The sequence below is a fragment of the Streptomyces buecherae genome (genome assembly GCF_014295035.1).
Taxonomy (GTDB): domain Bacteria; phylum Actinomycetota; class Actinomycetes; order Streptomycetales; family Streptomycetaceae; genus Streptomyces; species Streptomyces youssoufiensis.
In genome coordinates this window covers 2855000-2876700 of the sequence record NZ_CP060404.1, presented here as the reverse complement: position 1 = coordinate 2876700, position 21701 = coordinate 2855000, and the positions used below count along the sequence as shown (strand labels likewise).

Below are 21701 nucleotides of genomic sequence, written 5' to 3'. Positions count from 1 at the left end.
TAAGCGCCCCTCCACGCACCGTTGACGTCCCCGTGCCGCCACGCCCTCACCCGCGCGTCACGAGCACGTCGTCCCGCTGGCCGGCACCGTCCCCGCCAGCAGGTACGCGTCCACGGTCCGCCGCACGCACCGGTTGCCGCCGCCGTACGCGCCGTGCCCCTCGCCCCGGTACGTCACCTCGACGCCCACGCCCGGGCCCAGCGCGCGGGCCATCCGCCGGGCCCCCTCGTACGGCGTCGCCGGGTCGCCGGTGGTGCCGACGACCAGGATCGGGGCGGCACCGGGGGCGCGCACGTCCGGGGTGCGCCAGGTGCCGGCCGTGGGCCAGTGCCGGCACTGGAGCAGGCCCCAGGCCAGGTACTCGCCGAAGACCGGGGAGGCCCTGCGGAACTCCGGCAGCCGCGCCCGCACGTCCGCCGCCGTGTAGCGCTGTCGGTAGTCGGCGCAGGTGATGGCGGTCAGGGCGGACTGCAGGGTGCTGTAGTGGCCCTGTTCGCCGCGCCCGTTCATCAGGTCGCCGAGGGCGAGCAGCACCTTGCCGTCCCCGTCGGCCGCGTCGCGCAGCCCCTGCGTCAGGTACTCCCAGAAGTCCTTGGTGTACAGCGCCTGCGCGATGCCGTCGCTGGCCAGTGACTGGGTCAACGACCGGTCGCCGGCGCCGGGCAGCGCGTCCCGGTCGAGCCGCCGGAGCAGCGCCGCGATCTCCTCGCCGGTCAGGCAGTCGTCCGCGTCGGCGGGGCAGGCGCGCAGGTAGTTCTCCAGCGCCCGCTGGAACCCCCTGGCCTGCCCCAGGGCGCCGCGCACCGGGTCCTGTCCCGGGTCCACGACAGCGTCGAACACGGCCCGGCCGACCCGGCGCGGGTACAGGTGGGCGTAGACGCCGCCGAGTTCGGTGCCGTAGGAGACGCCGAAGTAGTGCAGCCTGGCGTCGCCGAGCACGCGCCGCATCAGGTCGAGGTCGCGGGCGGTGTTGACGGTGCCGACGTGCGCGAGCACCTTCCCGGAGCGCTCCTGGCAGCCCGCGGCGTACGCGCGTTTGCGGGCGTCGAGGGCGTGGGTCTCGCGGGCGTCGTCCGGGGTGGTGTCGGCGGCGTGGTACGCGTCCAGGTCCCGGTCGCTCAGGCAGCGCACCCCGCTGCTGCGGCCGACCCCGCGCGGGTCGAAGCTGACCAGGTCGTAGCGGGTGCGCAGGTCGCGGTAGTCGTCGGCGAAGGCCGGCAAGCCGTTGACGCCGGAGCCGCCGGGGCCGCCGAAGTTGTAGATCAGCGAACCGATCCGGCGCGCGCGGTCGGTGGCCGGGGCGCGGATGAGGGCGATGTCGATGGTCTCGCCGCGCGGCTTGGCGTGGTCCAGCGGCGCGCGCAGCGTGGCGCACTCCCAGGGCGGGCCAGGCGCCGGGGTGCCCGCGCCCTCCTCGCCCTCGGCCGGCTCCGGGCACCGCCCCCAGGTGAGCTTCTGCCGCGCCAGGGACGCCGGCCGCGCGTCGCCCCCGTCGTCCCCGCAGCCGGCGAGGGCCCCGCCGACCAGAAGCAGGGCCAGGGCCAGGGGCCAGGCCGACCGGCCGTGGCCCGACCGGCTCACCGGGCTCACCCACCTCGCCCGCCCCGCCTGACCCTGTCGCTCCGCCCGGCCCGCGAGCCGGCCGTCGCGCCGGTCCCGCGCCGCCGCGGGCGCCGGCCGCGCGGCCCCGGCGGGTGCGCTGCGGGGGCCCGGTCGGGTCGCTCGGGGCATGGCCGTCCTCTCGCGTGGGCGCACCGGGCGGCGGTGCGGCTGCTGCCCATCGTCCGCACTGGCGCCGGCCGCTGCCCGCACAGCGCGCCGGACGGGTGAGCGGGGTGGCGGGGCGAGCGGATGGGACGCGCCGGACGGGTGAGCGAGTGGCGGGGAGCGGGTGGGAACCCCGACAGCCGGGGCGCGGGGCCGAGCGCGGCGGGCCCGGCGGTCAGCGCGCCGGGCTGACCCCGGCCACCACGAGGTCGAGCAGCCGCCGCGCCTCGGCGGCCGGGTCGGGGTGGTGTTCGGTGGCCAGGGCGATGCCCGTGACGAGCGTGAGCAGGTCGGCCGCCGTCACGTCCGCCGCCAGGGCACCGGCCGCGGCGGCCCGCCGTACCAGTGGCTCGACCGCCGTCGCGAGCTTGGCCGAGCAGTCCTCCACCTGCTCCGGGTCGGTCAGCCCGTCCTGGACCAGCGCGTCGGCCATGCCCCGGGCGGAGGCCGCGTACGACGTGAGCGCGGCCAGCCACTCAAGCAGCGCGGCCCGCGCGTCGGCCGCCTCGGCCAACTCCGCTGCCCGGGCGCCCAGGGCCGCGATCCGCTCGCCGAACACGGCCTCCAGCAGCGCGCGCCGGCCGGGGAAGTGCCGGCGCACGGTGGCCGAGCCGACCCCCGCGATGCGCGCGATCCGCTCCAGGGAGGCGTCGGCGCCGTGCGCGGCGACCTCCCGCTCGGCCACGGCGAGGATCCGCGCGTAGTTGCGCCGGGCGTCCGCGCGCTGGCCGGTCATGGCGTCATCTCCGGGATTGCTAAGTGGTGGGGCCCTCCGTATCGTACCGAAGCATAAATGGCGGGCCCCGCCATTTAACTGCTTCCCCTACCGAGGAGCGTCATGTCCGCCGACCCCACCCCCGTCCTGGTCACCGGCGCCACCGGCCGACAGGGCGGCGCCACCGCCCGCGCCCTGCTGGCCGCCGGCGTCCCCGTCCGAGCGCTGGTCCGCGACCCCGCGAGCGAGCGGGCGCGCGCCGTCCGGGCGCTCGGCGCCGAACTCGTCACCGGCGACCTCGACGACCGCGACGCGGTGGCCAGGGCCGCCGAGGGAGCCCGCGCCGTCTTCTCCGTCCAACTGCCCGACCTGGCCGGGCGCGGCTTCGCCGGCGAGGTGGAGCACGCGGCCAACCTGATCGAGGGCGCGCGGGCCGCGGGCGTGCCGCAGTTCGTGCACACCTCCGTCTCCGGGGCCGGCCAGCACGCCGCGTGGCTGGCGGGCCGTTGGGCCTGGATGGAGCCCTACTACTCGGCCAAGGCCGGCATCCAGGACCGGGTGCGCGCGGCGGGCTTCGCGCACTGGACGCTCATCAAGCCCTGCTTCTTCATGGAGAACCTGCTCCCGGCCGCGGGGATGCTCTTCCCCCACGGGGTCGAGGGCGGCCTCGTGACCCTGCTGCGGCCCGCGACCCGGGTGGCCCTGGTCGCGGTCGCGGACATCGGCGCGGCGGCCGCCGCGGCCGTGGCCGCGCCGGAACGGTTCGCCGGGGTCGAACTGGAGCTGGCCAGCGACCGGCGCACGGTGGCGGAGATCGCCCGGGTCCTCTCCCAGCGCCTCGGCGTCGAGCTGGCGGTGCCCGACCTGACCGAGGAGGAGGCGACCGCGGCCGGGATGCCCGACGCCGGGTTCGGACAGGCCATCCTCAACGAACACCCGCAGCCCGCGCGCCCGGAGTTCGCCCGGGCACTGGGCATCCCCCTGACCACCCTCGACGCGTGGGCGCGCGAGCACCTGCGCGCCGCGGCCTGACGCGCGCGACCGCGCCCCCGGCCGGTGGCGCGCGCGGCCGGGGGCGCGCCGTCGCCTACAGGGCTTCCTTGCGGGTCAGGTAGGAGAAGGAGAGCCAGCCGGGGAGGACCGGCAGCCAGAAGGTCATCAGCCGGAACAGCAGGACCGCGGGGGCCGCCGTGTCGTACGGGAGGCCGGCGAAGGTCAGGCCGGCGATGAGCGCCGCCTCGACCGCGCCGACGCCGCCGGGCGTGGGCGCCGCGGAGCCCAGGGCGTTGCCCGCGAGGAAGACGACGGCGATGCTCGCATAGCTGAGGTCGCCGTCGAAGGCCCGGATCGAGGAGTCCAGGCACATCACGAACGCGGCCGTGAGCAGCAGCATCCCGCCGACGCCGGCGAACAGCTTCTGTGGGCGCTGGAGCAGGTCCAGCATGCGCGGGACGACCCCGGCGAACAGCGACCGCACCCGCGTGGAGACGAACCTGCGCAGCGCCGGGACGGCCGTCACCACCAGCGCGAGCACCGCCGCCGTCAGCAGCCCGGCGATGACCGTACGGGACGGCGAGAGGGTCGGGGTGCGCTCGGTGCCGGTGATGTAGCCGAAGGTGCCGAGCAGGATCACGTGGCTGGCGAGGCCGAAGAGCTGCGAGGCGCCGACGCTGGCGACCGCCTGCCCGGGGCGCACCCCGGCGCGTTGCAGGAAGCGCGTGTTCAGGGCCACGCCGCCGACGGCCGCCGGGGCGACCAGCTTCGCGAACGACGCCGCGACCTGCGCCAACACGGTACGTCCGAACGGCACCTTCTCCGGCACGAAGCCGAGCAGGCTGATCGCCGCGCACACGTAGGTCAGGCCGGAGAAGAACAGGGCGATCGCCACCCACGCCCAGTTCGCCTCGCCGACCACCTGGCCCAGCTTGATGTGGGTGAACTGGGAGAGCAGGAAGTACGCGGCGAAGGCGCCCGCGCAGAAGCTGACCAGGGTGCGCGGCTTGATGCGCTCCAGCCGGACCGGCTCTATCGGCGCCTGCGGGCGCACCAGCAGCACCTGCTGCCGGATCTGCGAGAGCAGGTCCTCCTCGCGGGCCTCTTCGAGCGCCTCGTCGACGGCCCGCTTCTCGGCCTGCTTCTCGGCGTGCTTCTCCGCCTTGAGCGCCTTGCGCGCCCTGCGGTCCAGCGGCTGGGCGTCGACCTGCTCCCGGAGCGCGGCGGCCTCCGCCTCGCGCGCCTCCTTCTCGGTGCGGGCCGCGGCGAGCACCGCTTCGCGCTCGCGGTGGGAGCGCTCGCGCCCGAGGTGGCGCAGGGTGGCCCGGGTGACGCGGTTGAGGGCCAGCGGCTGGAGCAGCGGCAGGCTGTCGGCGACGGCGTCCGGGCCGATGACGTCGACCGCGGCGGCCACCGACCGCTCGGCGCCGACCCGCAGCGCGAGGGTGGTGAGCAACTGCGCGATGTCCATCCGCAGCACCACGTCGCCGGCGGCGATCTCGCCGCCGCGCAGGTCGGAGACGATCACCCGGCCGGAACGGTCCACCAGGATGGCGTCGCCCTCCAGCCTGCGGTGCGCGATCCGCCGCGACTGGAGCGCCCGCACCTGGCGCCAGGCGCCCTCCAGCAGCTCGTCGGTGATCCGCTCGTCGGGCAGTGCGTTGAGGGTCCGGCCGCCGGTGTGCTCGTAGACCAGCATCACCGCGTCCGGCCCGAGTTCGGAGGTCGCGATGAGCTTGGGCGCGTTGGCCCCGGCGGCGATGGCCGCGTACGCGAGCAGCGCCTCCTGTTCGAGGGCCTGGCGCAGCGACTGGAGGCCGCGGCGCTGGGTGATGGAGCGCAGCGCGAGCCGTTGCCAGGTGCGGTAGAAGAAGCCCTGGGCCTGTTGTTCGCGGTCCACGACGGTGACGTCGAGCGGTGGGCCGTCCTCCAGGGTGACCAGGTAGCGGCGGCCCCGGTCGGTGGTGGACGGCTGCTCGCCGCTGGCGCCCTCGTCCCAGCGCAGCGCGCTGACCGGGCTGAACCCGACCCGGCGCAGGCCCAGCAGCAGGTGCTGCCCGGTGGGCCGCACGTTGGGCGAGCCGACCGCGTACAGCGTCCCGTACGCGACGGTCCAGCCGATCAGGACCGTGACCAGGATGGAGAAGGGCGTCGTGTAGCGGCCGACGAGCACGGCGAAGGCGTCGAGGAACAGCACCACCCACATGGCCACGCGCCAGCGCGGCCGGCGGGCCATGCCGACGGCCGTCATGTACGCGATGACGGGGGCGAGGTAGCCGTGGACGGGGTCGGAGAACGCGCCGCCCGGGGACTGCTGCGTCAGCGTCTCGCGCACCGAGTCGGGGGCCGAGCGGGCCACCCACAGGTCGGTGGCCAGCGATACGCCGTGGGCGAGGACGGCGGCGAGCACGCCGTCGGCGATCCGCAGCCCGTCGCGCTTGATCAGCCGCTCCATGGCGAAGGCCACGGGGAGGATGAGCACGGCGACGCTCGATGCCAGGCCGGCGAACTCGATCAGCAGGTCGGGCGCCTGCCGGGCGCCCTTGCCGATGTCCTTCTCCAGGCCCGCGGTGGTGCCGTGGGCGAAGGCGGCGGCGGCCAGCACGAGCGCGATGCCGAGCACCCCGAGGACCAGCTTGACCAGGTCGGAGGGGCGGTGCACGCGGGCGGGCAGCAGCGGTTCGTCGCCGGACACCTGGTCCGCGTGCCGGTCGCCGTCCTCGCAGCGGTGCGCGCCGGCGGGCGCCGCCGCGTCGGGCGCGGGCTGGTCGGGGTGGGCGCCTTCGACGGCGGCGGACACCCCCGTGGAGCGCTCGCGGTCGGGGTTGTCGGCCGTGTCGGCGTCGTCGGAGTCGTCGGGGCGAGGCAGCGCGGCGGGGGCGCTGTCCTCTTCCGGAGGCTGCGCACCCTGCATCTCAGTCGTCTCTTCTTGATCTCGTGTCACCTGTCACCGCCCGGAAGATGGTGGCATGGCCGCTGGGCCGGGGACGGCATCAGGGGGTACTTCGAGGTCGCGAGATACGGATGGTACGCCCCGTAGCACGACCGTGCACAGTGCGTGATATCGGGGGCCGGCTGTCGGTGGGGTGCGGCAGGATGAGGCGGATGAGCCGCGAGAGCGAGGAACGAACCGAACCGGACGAGCTCCCCGACTACGCCGAACGGGTGTTGGCGGTCGCGGAGCGGATCCCGCCCGGCCGGGTGATGACCTACGGCGACGTCGCCGAGTGGCTGGCCGAGGAGCTGGACCCGCAGGCACCGCCGGTGCCCGGTGGCGGCGGCCGTGGCGTGGGCGGCCCGCGCCAGGTCGGCCGGGTGATGGCGCTGTACGGGTCGGCGGTGCCGTGGTGGCGCGTGGTGCGCGCGGACGGCGCGCTGCTGCCGGGCCACGAGCGGCGCGCGCTGGCGCAGTACCGGGCGGAGGGCACGCCGCTGCGCGAGGCGGCGCGCGCCAGGCCCGCCCCCGACGCCGAGCGGGCCGACGGGCCGGGCGCGGCCCGTCGCGGCGCTGGTCAGGGCCGCGGAGCGGCGCGCTCCGGTGGCGCCCTGCCCCGCCTCGACATGCGCCGGGCCCGCTGGGACGGCAATCCGCCACCCTCCGGCGACCAGGCGTGAGTACGCCGGGGCGACGCCGGCGCCACCCACGGCGCGCGGCGTGCGCCGCCGCCGGCCCGGGGCATCGGGCGGCGTGCCCGTACGCGGCATCGTGGGCGAGTCCGTGACAAGGGCCCGCAAGCCCGGCACCGGTGCGCCCGCCCCGCCCCGCCCGAGCGGCGCCGCGAGCGCGCGCGGGGCAGCCGCGCCCGCGTCCCTGGCCGTGGGCGTCCCCGTGACGGCGGAGCCCGCGGTGATGTCGGTTGCGTCACGTTCGTCACTTCCGTCACCCGCGAGCGCGGCCCGCGAGGCGGACCCGGCGGCCGGCGCGGCGGGCCCGGGGGCCCGGCCGGCGGCGCGCGGTGTGGCCCGGTCAGCCGCCCCGCGTCGGGCCGACGGGCGGCCCGCGACCGACGGGTCAGGCGTCCCGCGCGTGACGGGCGGGTGGACGCCGGGAGGCCGCGGGGCGAGGTCGCGCCGCACGCCGGGCGCTGCGCCCCGCGCGGGCACTGGCGTAGCGTCTGGGGCGGCCCTCACCACTCGGCCCCCGCCCGGCGCGCCCCGGCCAGCACGCGGCGCGCCCCGACCGGGGCCGGGCGCGGTGGGACCGGGGCCGGGCCCACCCGGGCGGCGACCCGGCCCGGCATGACCCCATCCGTCGTACGGCCGCAAGGCACCCAGCACAACCACCAGGACCGGCGATCCACGTGAGCTCCTCCTCCTCGTCCCATCCCCGGCGCGGGCCGGCGTCGCCAGCGCGACGCTCGTCCCCGGGGCCGCGGTCGGGGTCGCCCACGGACTCACCCGCCCCGCACCCCGACCACGAGGCGCCGACGCCCGCCGCGACCCGGTCGGCCGGCGCGGCGCCCGGGGCGCCCGCCGCCACCGCGACCCGCGGGTACGCGCCGTACGCCCCCGGACCGTTCGAGCCGCCCGGCGCGTCCAGCCCCGGCGGCTATCGACTGGTGCGGACGCCGCCCGGGGCGGCCACCCCTCCTGTGCTGGACGCCCGGCAGCGGGCCGTGGTTGACCACGCGGGCGGGCCGTTGCTCGTGCTCGCGGGGCCCGGCACCGGGAAGACGACCACGCTCGTGGAGGCCGTGGCCGCCCGCGTACGCCGGGGCACCGACCCGGAGCGCGTCCTCGTGCTGACCTTCAGCCGCAAGGCGGCGGTGGCCCTGCGCGACCGCCTCGCCGTGCGCGTGGGCGGCGTGGCGGTGCCGTGGGCGACGACCTTCCACTCGTTCTGTTACGCGCTGGTCCGCGCCCACCAGGACGCCGACCTGTTCGCCGACCCGCTGCGCCTGCTGTCCGGCCCCGAGCAGGACGTGGTGGTGCGCGACCTGCTGGCCGGTCAGGCCGAGCTGGAGGGCGCGGGCCGGGCCGCGGTGCGCTGGCCCGACGAGCTGCGCGCCTGCCTGACCACCCGTGGCTTCGCCGACGAGGTGCGGGCGGTGCTGGCCCGCAGCCGCGAACTGGGCCTGGGGCCCAAGGCGCTCGGCGCGTTCGCCGCCCGCACCGGCCGGCCCGACTGGGGCGCCGCCGCCGACTTCCTCGCCGAGTACCTGGACGTCCTCGACGCGCAGGGCGTGCTCGACTACGCGGAACTGGTGCACCGCGCGGTGCTCCTCGCCGAGCGGCCCGAGGTGGCGACCGAACTGGCGGGCACCTACGACGCGATCTACGTGGACGAGTACCAGGACACGGACGTCGCCCAGGTGCGGCTGCTGCGCGCGCTGGCCGGCGGCGTGGTCGCCCGAGGCCACGCCGCCCGGGGCGGCGGGCGGGGCGGTCCGCGCGGTGGCGAGGGGAGCGGCGCGCCGCGCCGCGCCGGGGAGAACGCGGCGAAGGGCACGGCGGGCGGCACCGCGCTGGTCGTGTTCGGCGACCCCGACCAGTCGATCTACGCCTTCCGCGGTGCGGACGTCGGCGGCATCCTCGACTTCCCGGCCACCTTCCCGCGCCCCGACGGGCGGCCCGCCGACGTCGCCGTGCTCGCCACCTGCCACCGTACGCGCGAGCGACTGCTGGCCGCGACCCGGGCGCTGGCCGCCCGGATGCCGCTGTCCCGGCTGCCGGCCGCCGTCGCCCGCGCCCACCGGGGGCTGACGGCCGCCCGGGACGGTGGCCGGGTGGAGGCGTACACCTACCCCACCGCCAACGCCGAGCTGGACAACGTCGCCGACATCCTGCGCCGCGCGCACCTGGAGGACGGGGTGCCGTGGAGCGAGATGGCCGTGCTCGTGCGCGCCGGCGCGCGGGGGCTGCCGGGCGTGCGGCGCGCGCTGACCACCGCCGGGGTGCCGGTGGAGGTCGACGGCGACGACATCCCGCTGCGTACCGAACCGGCCGTCGCGCCGCTGCTCACCGCGTTGCGCGCGGCGGCGACGGCGGTCCTGGCCCGGCGCCCCGGCCAGGGCCCGCACCTGCCGCGCCAACGCCCGGCGCCCGCACCGGAGCCCGGACCCGAGCCGGCGTCCGAGCCTGGCGAGCCCCGTCCGGATGGGGAGCCGACGCCCCCCGCGCGCGCCGGCGCCGCCCCCGACACCGGCCCCGACCCCCAGTCCGAGTCCGAGTCCGAGGCTCCGGAGACCACCTCCGGGACCGGGTGGCTCTCCGTGGAGACCGCGCTCACGCTGCTCGGCTCGCCGCTGGGCGGCATGGACGCGGCCGACCTGCGCCGCCTCGGCCGGGCGCTGCGCGACGAGGAGCGGGCCGCGGGGCGCGCCGTGCCCCGCCCGTCCGACGTGCTGATCGCCGAGGCGCTGGCCGAGCCGGAGCGCCTCGTGGCGCACGACCCGGCGTACGCGCGGGGCGCGCAGCGCCTCGGCCTGCTGCTGCGCAAGGCGCGCGAGCTGCTCGCCGGCGGCGGCACGGCGGAGGAGGCGCTGTGGTGCCTGTGGGACGGCACGCCGTGGCCGCAGCGCCTGGAGCGCGCCGCCTGGCGCGGCGGGGCCGCGGGGCGCAACGCGGACCGGGACCTGGACGCGGTGTGCGCCCTGTTCGAGACGGCCGCGCGCGCGGAGGAGCGCACCGGCGGCCGGGGCGCGCTCAACTTCCTCGAAGAGCTGGACGCCCAGGACATCGCCGCCGACACGCTGACCCGCCGCGCGGTGCGCCCCGACGCCGTGCGGCTGCTGACCGCGCACCGCTCCAAGGGCCTGCGCTGGCGCCTGGTGGTCGTCGCGGGCGTGCAGGAGGGCCTGTGGCCCGACCTGCGGCGCCGGGGTTCGCTCCTGGAGGCGGACCGGATCGGCCGGGACGGCATCGCCGAGCCGATGCCGCCGGGCGCGCTGCTGGCCGAGGAGCGGCGGCTGTTCTACGTGGCCACGACGCGGGCCAGCGAGCGGCTGGTGGTGACCGCCGTGCGGGCCCCCGCCGACGACGGCGACCAGCCGTCGCGGTTCCTGACCGAGCTGGGCGTGGAGCCGGTGGACGTGCTGCACCGCCCGCGCCGCCCGCTGTCGGTCTCCGCGCTCGTCGCCGAGTTGCGCGCCACGACCGTCGACCCGAGCGCGTCCGAGGCGCTGCGGGACGCCGCCGCCCAGCGGCTGGCCCGGCTCGCGGCGCTGCGCGACGAGGAGGGCCACCCGCTGGTGCCCGCGGCGCACCCGTACCGCTGGTGGGGCCTGGAGGAGCGCACGCGCGCCGAGGCGCCGCTGCGCGACCGGGGCGCGCCGGTGACCCTGTCGGGCAGCGCGCTCGACCAGTTGGTCAACACCTGTTCCCTCCAGTGGTTCCTGGGCCGGGAGGTGAAGGCGGAGCCGCCGTCCACCGCGGCGCAGGGCTTCGGCAACGTCGTGCACGTGCTCGCGGACGAGGTGGCCTCCGGCCGCACCCCGGCCGACCTCGCGGTGCTGATGGAACGGCTCGACTCGGTGTGGGACGCGCTCGCCTTCGACGCCCCGTGGAAGTCGCGGCAGGAGAAGGAGAACGCGCGTGCCGCGCTGGAACGCTTCCTGCGCTGGCACGTGATGGAGCGCGGCGGGCGCACCGTCGTCGGCAGCGAGCACGCCTTCGACGTGACCCTCGACGTGGCGGCGTACCAGGTACGCATCCGCGGCTCCATGGACCGGGTGGAGACGGACGCGGAGGGCCGCGCGTACGTGGTGGACTTCAAGACCGGCAAGCAGACCGTCACTCGCGACGCCGTGGCCCACCACCCGCAGCTCGCCGTCTACCAGCTCGCGGTACGCGCGGGCGCGGTGGACGACCTGTTCGACGGCGCTCGCCCGGAGCCCGGCGGCGCGGAACTGGTCCAGTTGCGCCAGGCGGCGCCCCGCAAGGAGGGCGGCGACGCGCTACCGAAGGTGCAGGCACAGGAGTCGCTTACGGGGCCCACGGACGCCGGTGAGGCGGGGGACTGGGTGGGCGAACTGCTCGCCACGGCGGCGGGCCGCGTCCTCGACGAACGCTTCGCCCCGACCACCGGCGAGCACTGCAACCGCTGCGCCTTCCGCGCCTCCTGCGGCGCCCGCCCGGAGGGCCGCCACGTGGTCGAGTGACCGCGCGACGGTCCGCCCTGGCGCGCGGCCGGGGGGTGGGCGCGGCCCTGGCCCGATGCGGGCGTGCGGTCCTGGCTCGGCGCGGGCGAGCGGCCCCCGGGGGTTGGGTCTGGTCCTGGCTCGGCGCGGGTGTACGGCTCTGGCTCTGGCCCGGGCACTGAGGGTGGTTCTGGTCACTCTGGCGGTGCCCCGGCGCGTGGCGTGGGGGCCGGTGCGCCGGGGTGACGGTGGGGCGCGTCAGGCCGCCCGGGCGCTGGGCGGGGGCGCGCTCGCGGAGCCGGCCGCTGCGGGGGTGGAGCGGGGCGGCGGCCGGTTCCGCGCGGGGTGCGCGGCGGCGGGGCCTGTCAGTGCGGGGCGTTAGCCTCACTGGGGTGTCAGCACACCTCACCGACCCCGAGCAGCTCAAGGAGTTGCTCGGCATCCCGTTCACCCCGGAGCAGTTGGCCTGTATCACCGCGCCGCTGGCTCCCCAGGTGATCGTGGCCGGTGCCGGGTCCGGCAAGACGACGGTGATGGCCGCGCGCGTGGTCTGGCTGGTCGGCACCGGGCAGGTCGCGCCGGAGCAGGTGCTGGGGCTGACCTTCACCAACAAGGCGGCCGGCGAGCTGGCCGAGCGGGTGCGCAGGGCGCTGCTGCGGGCCGGCGTCGGTGAGCCGGGCGGCGCCGGGGGAGCCCCGGCCGGGCCCGTGGGGCAGGCCGGCGCGGAGGACGAGGTTCCGGGTGAGCCGCGGATCTCCACGTACCACGCGTTCGCGGGGCAGTTGCTGAAGGACCACGGGCTGCGGATCGGCGTCGAGCCCGGCGCGCGGCTGCTCGCCGACGCCACCCGGTTCCAGCTCGCCGCCCGCGTGCTGCGCACCGCGCCCGGCCCCTACCCGGCGCTCACCCGCTCCTTCGCCGATCTGGTGACCGACCTGCTCGCCCTGGACGGCGAACTGGCCGAGCACCTGGTCCCGGTCGAGCGGCTGCGGGAGTACGACACGGAGCTTCTCGCCGCCCTCGACGCCGTCAAGCTCAGCAACGACGACCTACGCAAGGTGCCCGACGCGGCCCGGGCCCGGCTCGAACTGCTCGACCTCGTCGGCCGCTACCGCGCCGAGAAGCGCCGCCTCGACCTGCTCGACTTCGGCGACCAGATCGCCCTGTCGGCGACCCTGGCACGCCACCACCCGGAGGTCGGCCGTGCGCTGCGCGCGGAGTTCGCGGTCGTCCTCCTCGACGAGTACCAGGACACGTCGGTGGCCCAGCGACTCCTGCTGTCGAGCCTGTTCGGCGCGGGCGAGCAGGCGCCGCCCGGCGAGCGGGCGCCGGGTGAGCGGACGGCGGGTGGGCGTACGTCGCCGGGCGACGGCACGCCGGGCGCGGGGGGAGCCGGCGAGGGCGTGGGGCACGCCGTGACCGCCGTGGGCGACCCCTGCCAGGCGATCTACGGCTGGCGCGGCGCCTCCGTGGCCAACCTGGACGACTTCCCTGAGCACTTCCCCCGCGCGGCCACCCGCCCCGCACACGCGGACGGCCCGTCTTCGCCCATCGACGCTCCCGCCCTCGCCGCCGAACCCGGCGACGCTCCCGCCGCCGTACGGGGCGCCCCGGCCGAGCGGTTCGCGCTCAGCGAGAACCGGCGCAGCGGCGGCCGGCTGCTCGCGCTCGCCAACCGGCTGGCCGCGCCGTTGCGCGCCCGGCACGCGGGCGTGGAGGCGCTGCGCCCGGCGCCCGGCGCCGAGCGCGACGGCCTGGTGCGCTGCGCGCTGTTGCCCACGCACGCCGACGAGATGGCCTGGCTCGCGGACTCCATAGCCCACCTGGTGCGTACGGGCACCGAGCCGGGGGAGATCGCGGTGCTGTGCCGTACGGCCGTGGACTTCGCCGAGATCCAGTCCGCGCTGGTGAGCCGGGACGTGCCGGTCGAGGTGGTGGGCCTGTCCGGGCTGCTGCACCTGCCGGAGGTCGCCGACCTGGTCGCCGTGTGCGAGGTGCTCCAGGACCCGACGGCCAACGCGGCCCTGGTGCGGCTGCTCACCGGCCCGCGCTGGCGCATCGGGGCGCGCGACCTGGCGCTGCTCGGCCGCCGCGCGCGGGCTCTCGTACGGCGCGACCACGAGAGCCTGGACCAGGACGCCGACCGCCGGCTGGCCGAGGCCGTCGAGGGCGTGGACCCGGCCGAGGCCATCTCGCTGGCCGACGCCCTCGACACCTTCGTCCTCGACACCCCGGCCGCGACCCACCCCGACCAGGGCCACGACCAGCACCAGGGCCACGACCACGACGATGCCCGAACCCAGGACCCGGGCCACACCCAGGTCCCGGGCCATACCGGCCGCACCCAGGGCCCGGGCCCGGACCGGGCGCCGGCCGACGCGGCACACGACCTGCCGTTCTCGCCGCAGGCCCGCGTCCGCTTCGCCCGGCTCGCCGCCGAACTGCGCGAGCTGCGTCGCTCCCTCGGCGACCCGCTCATGGACGTGCTGCACCGCATCCTCGCGGTGACCGGCCTTGAGGTGGAGCTGTCCGCGTCGCCGCACGCGCTGGCCGCCCGGCGCCGCGAGACGCTCGGCAACTTCCTGGACGTCGCCGCCGGGTTCGCCACCCGCCAGGGCGGCGCGTCCGCGCTGGAGGGCGAGCCCACGCTGCTGGCGTTCCTCGGCTTCCTCCGTACGGCGGCCCAGTACGAGAGGGGCCTGGACAACGCGCTCCCGGGCGGCGAGAACACCGTGAAGGTGCTCACCGCGCACAAGTCCAAGGGGCTGGAGTGGGACGTGGTCGCGGTGCCGGGCCTGGTGACGAAGACGTTCCCGAGCGAGCAGTCCCGCGAGTCCTGGACTGCCAGTGCCAGGGTGCTGCCGCACGCGCTGCGCGGCGACGCCGACACCCTGCCCACGGTGGGGAGCTGGGACGCCAAGGGGCTGAACGCGTTCAAGGCCGCGATGAAGGAGCACCAGCGCACCGAGGAACTCCGCCTCGGCTACGTGACCTTCACCCGCCCCCGCTCCCTGCTGCTCGGCTCCGGCCACTGGTGGGGCCCGTCGCAGAAGAAGCCGCGCGGCCCGTCCGCCTTCCTGGAGGCGCTGCGGGAGCACTGCGAGGCGGGTGACGGCGAGATCGAGTCCTGGGCGCCCGCGCCGGAGCCGGGCGAGGAGAACCCGGCGCTGCGCGTCCCTGACCCGGACCACGACCAGGACCCGACGGCACGCGCCGACCGGACCTGGCCGCTGCCGCTGGACCCGACGGCGCTGGCCCGCCGCCGCCGCGCGGCCGACGCCGTCCGCGCCCACCTCGTACGACAGGCCACCCCGACGCACGCCGAGGCGGCCCCCGGCCCCGGCCCGGAGGCACCGTCCGGCCACGACGCGCGGCACCCCGCCGCCCAGGCCCCGGCGCCGGGCCGGGGCGCGGACGCGCCGGCCGCCCCCGCCGATCCGTACGACGCCGACCCGTACGAGGCCGATCCGTACGAGGCCGATCCGTACGACGCCGATCCGTACGACGCTGACCCGTACGAGGCCGATCCGTACGACAACACAGCCGCCGGCCGGCCCAGGGAGCCGGTGGGCGAGCGGCTGCTGCCCGAGGAGGCCCGGCTCGCCGCGTCCTGGGACCGGGACCTCGACACGCTCGCCGGCGAACTGCGCCGGGCCCGCGCGACCGTGCGCGACGTGCTGGTCCCCGCCGCGCTGAGCGCCACCCAACTGCTCCGGCTCGCCGCCGACCCGGACGGCTTCGCCCGCGAGCTGGCCCGCCCCATGCCGCGCCCACCCCGGCGCGCGGCGCGCCGGGGTACCCGCTTCCACGCCTGGGTCGAGTCGCGATTCGAGGCCCTGCCGCTGCCCCTGCTCGGCCCGGACGACCTGCCGGGCGCGGACGAGTACGGCGAACCGGACGACGACGGGGGAGACCTGGAGGCGCTGAAGGAGGCGTTCCACCGCACCCCGTACGCCCGGCGCACGCCGTACCGCGTCGAGGCGCCGTTCCAGCTCACGCTCGCCGGCCGGGTGGTCCGCGGCCGGATCGACGCGGTCTACCGCTACCGCGCCCCCGCCGCCCCGCGCGCCGGCACCGACGCCACCCCCGAGCCGGTCGCGCCCGACGAGCCCCCGCGCGACGAGACCGCTCGCGACCAGGCGCCGCACGGCGAGACCTCGCACGACGCGGCAGCGCACCCCTACGCGTACGAGATCGTCGACTGGAAGACGAACCGGGCGCAGGACGCCGACCCGCTCCAGCTCGCCGTCTACCGGCTGGCCTGGGCCGAACAGCACGGCCTGCCGTTGTCCGCCGTCACGGCCACCTTCCTCTACGTCCGCACCGGCGACATCGTCCGGCCGCACCCGCTCCCCGGCCGGGCCGAGATCGAACGCGTCCTGCTCGGCGACGAGCCCGCCCCGCCCCACGGCCCGCGCCCCGACGCGTGACCGCCGGTCACGGCCGGCGCGCGGAGCCACCGGCCGCCGGGAGCGGGCGACCGGGGTACGAAACGGGGCGGAAACGGGCGGGCGCGGAGGGTGAGCAAGGCCGCGCTCGGAGGCCCGGAACCGTGGCGAGACGGGTCGTCCGGGGCGGATAGGCTCGTCATCATGAGCACCACCCCGGACGACGCTGTCCGCGCCTACGTCGAAGCCCACCGTGCCGCGTTCCTCGACGACCTCGCCGCATGGCTGCGCATCCCCTCCGTATCGGCCGACCCCGGCCGCGCCGGCGACGTCCGGCGCAGCGCCCAGTGGCTGGTGGACAAGCTGCTGGCCACGGGTTTCGTGACGGCGGAGGTCTGGGAGACCGCGGGCGCTCCCGCCGTCTTCGCCGAGTGGCCGTCCGGGGACCCCGAGGCGCCCACCGTGCTGGTCTACGGCCACCACGACGTCCAGCCCGCCGCGCTGGAGGACGGCTGGCACAGCGAGCCGTTCGAGCCGCGGGTCCACGACGGCAAGCTGTACGCGCGGGGCGCGGCCGACGACAAGGGCCAGGTGCTCTTCCACACACTCGGCGTCCGCGCGCACCTCGCCGCGACCGGCCGCACCGCGCCCGCCGTCAACCTCAAGCTGCTCATCGAGGGCGAGGAGGAGTCCGGGTCGCCGAACTTCCCCGACCTCGTCCGCTCCCGCGCCGACCGGCTGCGCTGCGACGCGGTGATCGTCTCCGACACCGGCATGTGGTCCGCCGACACCCCGACGGTCTGCACCGGGATGCGCGGCCTGGCCGACTGCCAGATCGATCTGTACGGGCCTGACCAGGACATCCACTCCGGTTCCTTCGGCGGCGCCGTGCCCAACCCGGCCATGGAGGCCGCCCGGCTCGCCGCGGGGCTGCACGACGCGGACCTGCGGGTGGCGATCCCCGGCTTCTACGACGGGGTGGTGGAGCTGACCGACCGCGAGCGCGAACTCTTCGCCGAGCTGCCGTTCGACGAGGCGCGGTGGCTGCGCACGGCGCACTCGCACGCCACCTTCGGCGAGGCCGGTTTCACCACCCTGGAGCGCGTCTGGGCCCGGCCGACCGCCGAGGTCAACGGCATCGGCGGCGGCTACCAGGGTCCTGGCGGCAAGACCATCGTCCCCGCCAGCGCCCAGCTCAAGCTGTCCTTCCGGTTGGTGGAGGGGCAGGACGCGGAGAAGATCCAGCAGGCGGTGCGGGAGTGGGTGGCCGAGCGGCTGCCCGCCGGCATCCGGCACGAGATCACCTTCTGGGGCGCGACCCGCCCCTGCCTGACCCCGCTCGACCACCCGGCGCTGCGCTCGGTCGTACGGGCCATGGGCCGCGCCTTCGACAAGCCCGTGCGCTTCACCCGCGAGGGCGGCTCGGGCCCGGCGGCCGACCTGCGCGACGTGCTGGGCGCGCCCGTGCTGTTCCTGGGCATCTCGGTGCCGTCCGACGGCTGGCACGCCCCGAACGAGAAGGTCGAGCTCGACCTCCTGATGAAGGGCGTCGAGAGCGCCGCGTACCTCTGGGCCGACCTCGCCGAACACTGGAAGGTGCCGGTGGCCGGGTAGCGGGCCGGCGCCCGGTCGCACGGGGCGCGGGGCCCGGCGGGGCCGGGGACGCCGTCCGGCGCGCGGGGCCACGGCACGCGCGCGGGCCGCGCGACCGGGCGGGACCGGGACCCGGCCAGGGCCGGGCGCGGGGCCGATGTGGGCCGGGGCCGGGGCGGTCCGGGTCGCGCGCGCTCGCCGCGCCAGAACGTTTCGCCGAGCCGGGAAGAGAGCACAGCCATGAACCGTTCACATAGGGGGAGTTGGAAGTAACGTGACCACCTGGACCGAACGACCCAACGGCCACTCGATCCCGCTCACGACCCCGAGCGGCGTGGACCGCGCGGCCCACCACCGGCTGGACGAGGCGTGGCTGGCCGCCGCCTGGAGCCACCCCACCACCCGCGTCTTCGTGGTCTCCGGCGGCCAGGCCCTGGTGGACGACACCCCCGACGGCCGCACGGAACTGGTGATGACCCCGGCCTTCGAGGCCCCCGTCACCGAGACCCACCGCTACTTCCTGGGCACCGACGCCGACGGCGTGCGCTACTTCGCGCTCCAGAAGGACGCCCTGCCCGGCCGCATCGACCAGTCGGCGCGCCCGGCCGGGCTGCGCGAGGCGGGCGCGCTCCTCTCCGAACGGGACGCGGGCCTGCTGGTGCACGCCGTCGCGCTGGAGAACTGGCAGCGGCTGCACCGCTTCTGTTCGCGCTGCGGCGAGCGGACCGTCATCGCCGCGGCCGGCCACATCCGCCGCTGCCCGGCCTGCGGCGCCGAGCACTACCCGCGCACCGACCCCGCGGTGATCATGCTGGTCACCGACGACCAGGACCGCGCGCTCCTCGGCCGCCAGGTGCACTGGCCCGAGGGCCGCTTCTCCACGCTGGCCGGCTTCGTCGAACCGGGCGAGTCCATCGAGCAGGCCGTCGTCCGCGAGGTGGCGGAGGAGGTCGGCGTCACGGTCGGCGACGTCGAGTACGTCGGCAGCCAGCCCTGGCCCTTCCCGTCCAGCCTGATGCTCGGCTTCATGGCCCGCGCCACCACCTCACAGATCCAGGTGGACGGCGAGGAGATCCACGAGGCCCGCTGGTTCTCCCGCGACGAGCTGCGCGCGGCCTACGAGTCGGGCGAGATGCTCCCGCCGTACGGCATCTCCATCGCCGGCCGCCTGATCGAACTCTGGTACGGCAAGCCGCTCACCCCCTGACCGGCCGCTCCGGCCGGCCCGGGCCTCTTCCGCCGCGCTGAACGCAGATCGCCGGGGCACCCTCCTGGGGCACCCCGGCGATCCGGGCACGCGCGCCGGCACTCCGTCGAACCGGGCCGGCTACGAGCGCGCTATCAGGCGCCGATCTTCTGCTTCACCTGCGCCAACGACGGGTTGGCGAGGGCCGAGCCGTCCGGGAACAGCACGGTCGGAACGAGCTGGTTGCCGTTGTTCACCTGCTCGACGAACTTCGCCGACTCCGGGTCTTGCTCGATGTTGATCTCGGTGTACGCAATTCCCTCGCGGTCCATCTGGCCCTTCAAACGGCGGCAGTAGCCGCACCAGGAGGTGCTGTACATCGTCACGGTGCCCGACATCGGTCCTCGCGCTCCTTCGGCTTGGCGTCGCGTGATTACGGTCGTACAACGCGCACTCACCCTCCGCCATTCCCACCCGTCCAACCCGCCTCGCCCTACCGTCGCCTCGCCCCGCCGCCGCCCCGGCCGCCGACAACGCCTGCCCGCCGCTGGTGGGGCTGTGTGGGAACCGGGGAAACTCGGGGGAACTCGGGCGCGCACCGACCGGCACGGCCCGCCCACCGACCGCCTCGCGGTGCCCGTGCCGCCATCATCGGTTCATACGACCGCAACCCTCGGGCTGTGGACAACCGGGACGACCCCGTCCCCACACCTGGCAGCATGGCGGGGTGACAGCAAGCAACGCACCCCTCGCCTCCGGCGGCGGACAGCCCACCGCGCTCTTCCCGAGCGCCCCGGACTCCGCCGACGCGGTGCTCGACGGCCTCGACGCCGAGCAGCGCGAGGTCGCCATGGCCCTGCACGGCCCGGTGTGCGTCCTCGCGGGCGCGGGCACGGGCAAGACCCGCGCGATCACCCACCGGATCGCGTACGGGGTGCGTGCGGGCATCCTCCAGCCCGCCAGCGTCCTCGCCGTGACCTTCACCAACCGCGCGGCGGGCGAGATGCGCGGCCGGCTGCGCCAGCTCGGCGCGGGCGGCGTGCAGGCGCGCACGTTCCACTCGGCGGCGCTGCGCCAGCTCCACTACTTCTGGCCGAAGGCGATCGGCGGCGAGATGCCCCGGCTGGTGGAGCGCAAGGCCCAGCTCGTTGCCGAGGCCGGCGCGCGCTGCTCCATCCGCCTCGACCGCAACGAGCTGCGGGACGTCACCAGCGAGATCGAGTGGTCCAAGGTCACCCAGACCGTCCCCGAGGAGTATCCGGCCGCCATCGCCAAGTCCCCGCGCGAGGCCCCCCGCGACCCGGCCGAGACCAGCCGGATCTACGCGATGTACGAGCAGCTCAAGCGGGACCGCGGAGTGATCGACTTCGAGGACGTGCTGCTGCTCACCGTCGGCGTCCTCCAGGACCGGCACGACATCGCCGATCAGGTGCGCGGCCAGTACCAACACTTCGTGGTGGACGAGTACCAGGACGTGAGCCCGCTCCAGCAGCGCCTGCTCGACCTGTGGCTCGGCGACCGGGACAGCCTGTGCGTCGTCGGTGACGCCAGCCAGACGATCTACTCCTTCACCGGCGCCACCCCCGACCACCTGCTCCACTTCCGCACCCGCCATCCGACGGCCACCGTCGTCAAGCTGGTCCGCGACTACCGCTCCACGCCCCAGGTCGTCCACCTGGCCAACGGCCTGCTCGCCAGCGCGCGCGGGCGCGCCGCCGAGCACCGCCTGGAGTTGATCTCCCAGCGCGACCCGGGCCCCGAGCCGGGCTACGCGGAGTACGCGGACGAGCCCGCCGAGGCCGAGGGCACCGCCCGCCGCATCAGCGAACTCCTCGACGCGGGCGTCCCCGCCAGCGAGATCGCCGTGCTCTACCGCATCAACGCCCAGTCCGAGGTCTACGAGCAGGCGCTCGCCGACCAGGGCATCGCCTACCAGTTGCGCGGCGCCGAGCGGTTCTTCGAGCGCGCAGAGGTGCGCGAGGCGGGGCTGCTGCTGCGGGGCGCGGCCCGCGCGGGGGGCGCCGCGCCGGGCCTGGAGGACGCCGACATAGCCTCCCAGGTGCGCGCCGTGCTGGGCACCCGAGGCTGGGCGCCACAGCCCCCGGCGGGCTCGGGCGCGGTCCGGGACCGCTGGGAGTCGCTGGCGGCCCTGGTGCGGCTCGCGGAGGAGTTCGTACGGGCCCGGCCCCAGGCGACCCTGCGCGACTTCGTGGTCGAGCTGGACGAGCGGGCCGCCGCCCAGCACGCCCCCACCGTCGAGGGCGTGACCTTGGCCTCACTGCACGCCGCCAAGGGCCTGGAGTGGGACGCGGTGTTCCTGGTCGGGCTCACCGAGGGCATGATGCCGATCAACCACGCCCGGAGCGACGAGCAGATCGAGGAGGAGCGCCGCCTGCTGTACGTGGGCGTCACCCGGGCCCGCCGCCACCTCACGCTCTCCTGGGCGCTGTCCCGCTCGCCCGGGGGCCGCCCGTCCCGCCGGCCCAGCCGCTTCCTGGACGGCCTGCGCCCCGGCTCCGGCAGCGCCGCCCCGCGCCGCTCGGCGGCCCCGGGCTCCGCTGCCGCCGGCAGCGTGGAGCGGGGCGCCAGCCCGCGCCGCCGGCCGCGTGGCCCGGTGCGCTGCCGGGTGTGCGGTCGGTCACTGACGGACCCGGGAGAGATGAAGCTGATGCGGTGCGAGGACTGCCCCTCCGAGCTTGACGAGGGGCTCTACGACCGGCTCATCGAATGGCGGGCGGAGCAGGCGGCCCAACTGGGCCAGCCCGCGTTCTGCGTCTTCACCGACAAGACCCTGCTCGCCATCGCCGAGGCGGTCCCCGACTCCGAGGCCCAGCTCTCCGCCATCCCCGGAGTCGTGGCGCGTAAGCTCCGCAAGTACGGCTCTGACGTGCTCGCACTCTGCGCCGGAGAGGATCTCGTGGGCCGGGACGAGCCCGAGAAAAACTCGTCGAAAAAATAGTTTGCGCGTGCGGAGGGCGTAC

Annotated in this window: 11 protein-coding genes; 7 read left to right on the top strand and 4 right to left on the bottom strand. The window is 76.5% G+C overall.

Annotation, left to right across the window (positions count from 1 at the left end; translation table 11 throughout):
• Nucleotides 1-57: 57 nt before the first annotated feature.
• Complete coding sequence (locus H7H31_RS10510; protein ID WP_232109779.1) at nucleotides 58-1581, bottom strand: alpha/beta hydrolase; 1524 nt, start codon at nucleotides 1579-1581, stop codon at nucleotides 58-60.
• A 361-nt stretch (nucleotides 1582-1942) separates the two neighbouring features.
• Nucleotides 1943-2503, bottom strand: a complete 561-nt coding sequence (locus H7H31_RS10505; RefSeq protein ID WP_187062919.1) for a TetR/AcrR family transcriptional regulator — start codon at nucleotides 2501-2503, stop codon at nucleotides 1943-1945.
• Between the two features lie 102 nt (nucleotides 2504-2605).
• Here H7H31_RS10505 and H7H31_RS10500 point away from each other — a divergent pair, with 102 nt between their 5' ends.
• Nucleotides 2606-3514, top strand: a complete 909-nt coding sequence (locus tag H7H31_RS10500) for an NmrA family NAD(P)-binding protein (protein ID WP_187062918.1) — start codon at nucleotides 2606-2608, stop codon at nucleotides 3512-3514.
• A gap of 55 nt (nucleotides 3515-3569) precedes the next feature.
• Here H7H31_RS10500 and H7H31_RS10495 read toward each other — a convergent pair whose 3' ends face one another.
• The gene (locus H7H31_RS10495; protein WP_187062917.1) at nucleotides 3570-6389 is read right to left on the bottom strand and encodes a lysylphosphatidylglycerol synthase transmembrane domain-containing protein; all 2820 of its coding nucleotides are present in this window, start codon (nucleotides 6387-6389) and stop codon (nucleotides 3570-3572) included.
• Nucleotides 6390-6580: 191 nt separating this feature from the next.
• Between H7H31_RS10495 and H7H31_RS10490 the strand changes: the two genes are divergently transcribed.
• From H7H31_RS10490 to nudC, 5 genes are all read left to right on the top strand, one after another.
• On the top strand, nucleotides 6581-7090 hold the full coding sequence (locus tag H7H31_RS10490) for an MGMT family protein (protein ID WP_308284248.1): 510 nt from the start codon (nucleotides 6581-6583) through the stop codon (nucleotides 7088-7090).
• 944 nt (nucleotides 7091-8034) lie between these two features.
• A complete protein-coding gene (locus H7H31_RS10485) occupies nucleotides 8035-11574 on the top strand; it encodes an ATP-dependent helicase (RefSeq protein ID WP_187117889.1) in 3540 nt (1179 codons plus the stop codon).
• Between the two features lie 371 nt (nucleotides 11575-11945).
• Nucleotides 11946-15983, top strand: coding sequence for an ATP-dependent helicase (locus tag H7H31_RS33455; RefSeq protein ID WP_197995954.1), 4038 nt, complete (start codon nucleotides 11946-11948; stop codon nucleotides 15981-15983).
• A gap of 162 nt (nucleotides 15984-16145) precedes the next feature.
• Complete coding sequence (locus H7H31_RS10470; protein ID WP_187062643.1) at nucleotides 16146-17555, top strand: dipeptidase; 1410 nt, start codon at nucleotides 16146-16148, stop codon at nucleotides 17553-17555.
• A gap of 253 nt (nucleotides 17556-17808) precedes the next feature.
• A complete protein-coding gene (nudC, locus tag H7H31_RS10465; protein ID WP_176163962.1) occupies nucleotides 17809-18741 on the top strand; it encodes an NAD(+) diphosphatase in 933 nt (310 codons plus the stop codon).
• A gap of 134 nt (nucleotides 18742-18875) precedes the next feature.
• On the opposite strand, the gene H7H31_RS10460 is transcribed toward nudC, so the two are convergent.
• Complete coding sequence (locus H7H31_RS10460) at nucleotides 18876-19118, bottom strand: mycoredoxin (RefSeq protein ID WP_176163963.1); 243 nt, start codon at nucleotides 19116-19118, stop codon at nucleotides 18876-18878.
• Between the two features lie 413 nt (nucleotides 19119-19531).
• Here H7H31_RS10460 and H7H31_RS10455 point away from each other — a divergent pair, with 413 nt between their 5' ends.
• The gene (locus tag H7H31_RS10455; protein WP_372455954.1) at nucleotides 19532-21679 is read left to right on the top strand and encodes an ATP-dependent DNA helicase UvrD2; all 2148 of its coding nucleotides are present in this window, start codon (nucleotides 19532-19534) and stop codon (nucleotides 21677-21679) included.
• Nucleotides 21680-21701: the final 22 nt, after the last annotated feature.